3 protein-coding genes are annotated in these 2,065 nt (G+C 56.3%); all 3 read right to left on the minus strand.

The genetic code is table 11. The annotated features are described in order from the left end of the window. Positions 1–1,117 (minus strand): hypothetical protein (locus DID99_RS36405; RefSeq protein WP_148094707.1); only part of this gene is annotated, 1,117 nt, incomplete at its 3' end. A 383-nt stretch (positions 1,118–1,500) separates the two neighbouring features. After that, the gene (locus DID99_RS36410) at positions 1,501–1,818 is read right to left on the minus strand and encodes a reverse transcriptase (protein WP_260444792.1); all 318 of its coding nucleotides are present in this window, start codon (positions 1,816–1,818) and stop codon (positions 1,501–1,503) included. 38 nt (positions 1,819–1,856) lie between these two features. After that, the coding region (locus DID99_RS36415; RefSeq protein WP_148094708.1) for an IS3 family transposase at positions 1,857–2,065 on the minus strand (209 nt) is incomplete at its 5' end.

Consider the following 2,065-nt stretch of genomic DNA (forward strand, 5'->3'; position numbering starts at 1 on the left):
CGCCATACTGCTTGAGCAGTGCCGTTTGCTTGGCAATTTCCTCGGGCGTTCCATATGTGCGGCCCGCAGGACATTCTCCGGCCGCCCATGTAATAGCTGTACCGATCATCCACATCTGATCCACCAGCGCATTAAACAGGCGTCTTTGTTGCAGGTTCCACCCGTCGTGCTCCTCTTTTTCGTACAGGAAAGTCACAAGCTGTCGTGCGTCGCCGAGCGACGTTTCCTCCATCTCTCGCACCTGCCGCTTTAAGGCGTTGGTCCGCTCACAAGCGAGGCGCTGCTGTTCGAGAAGCTCGTTGACGCGTGACGAGTTGGGCTTTCCACGCTGCTCCTTTTGAAGCTGCTCTGCGATTTGCCCGAGCTCAGCGGCCAGTTGCGTGATTTCGTCGTTCAACCGCTGGTAGGTCGCACCTGCCTCCGCAAGGCTTGCATTGGCGCTACCGCTCATCAGACGCGTGTCAACCACCACCCGAGTCTGCCGATCCTTAAGCGTGAAAACACAACGGGCGCTCTGATCCTGCTCCGCGGAATAGAACCAACTGGTCGCCTGCTGGAATCCACCTCGCCTCAAAGCGCCTCGGGCATCTCCGGTATAACCCGCTTCGTCAAGTCGCTTTGCCGGATGAATGCTTCGCTCCAGCTCCCGACAGGCAACGAGGTCTGTCGCCGTGTCTGCAAGTTTGCGGTGCGGCAATGACGCATCGGAGTCGATGTCAAGCCCGTGTTTGAATACAACAAGCCGTGACTGATCCTTGGCGTCTTCCAACAGCACCTCGAATTCCTGCCTGACATTTTCCAGCTTTCGCTGTCCGATCCACGTCTTGTCAAGGACATACTTGGAGAACAGGTTTTCGATCACGACTGCCCATGACTGCTCCCAGTCAACCTGACGTGAAAAAATATGCCTTGCCACCTGTTGGCCACCCACCATCTCATAGAAGCGGGTGACCATGTACTGCTTGCCATCGTGATAGAGAGTACCCTTAAAGGCCGTCGGCTTTCCAGCGACATCCGGCATGCTCGCCTGCGTGAAGATGTCTTTCAGCTCGTGACGAGTCTTGCGGGAGAAATCAAGGGGTGTTGAGTTACTCTGTAAAGAAAATCCGACGCTCACGATCTTCCTCCTATGTGGGACAGTTATTTAAATCGATACCCTTTCAAATAACTATCAAAAAAAGCACTTATCGGGGAATCAGCCCACTTGCCGGCAGACCCATACCCCAAGGCCAGAGAGCCTTCGGGTACATCAAACCACCCTTACCCAGTGAAAACCTCAAGCAGAGCGCGAACTGCCCGGTGGACAGTGCAACGCCAGCCTCCCCAACGCCTCGCCTGTCGCTCGATGTCTGTTCCGATGCCCGTCACAGGCGACGAAATGCCGAGCTTGCATAATCAAGGCGCATAAAAAGTGGAGTAAGAGACAGGGCGTAGTCGAACTATTTCCTGCCGCCCCTCCCCGAACCGGACTTGCACCTCTCAGCGCATCCGGCTCTCGGTTCAAGCGTTACTCATAGCAAAGGCGACATCGGCATAGCGTGATTCGATGGTCTTGCGTGTCGCATCGCACAGAATGTACGGATTTTCCGATGGCGAATGCCACCTGAACTGACCCTTGCGGCTGGTGACCAGGCGCCGAAGCGCCACCACCCCATACCAACCTCGGCTGTTCTGGCCTTGCAGCACCCATGTCGCAGCCTGTCCCGGCTCTGGTGCCCGGATATAGTCGCGCATCAGCGGCCTGAACCCGCGCCGATACCTGCGCGCGAGCCAGTAGCCGAATTTCCAGAAGACCGTGCGGTCCAATTTTCTGAACATGGTGGCCGTGACCCTGCCTCGTTTTCACGTACAGCATCTCATGCGGCGATCAAGCTGGCTTGGTAGTCGACAGGGGTGAGGAAATCGATCGAGGTATGCAGGCGTTGCTGATTGTAATAGCCCTCGATCCAGTCGACGATATCAAGGCTGGCTTGGGCGCGCGTTTCGTAGTTCTGATAGATTCTCTCGACCTTCAATGTCTTGAAGAAGCTCTCCATCGGCGCGTTGTCCCAGGCGTTGGCCCGAC

The sequence above is a fragment of the Burkholderia sp. Bp8986 genome, from assembly GCF_003854225.1.
Taxonomy (GTDB): Bacteria; Pseudomonadota; Gammaproteobacteria; order Burkholderiales; family Burkholderiaceae; genus Burkholderia.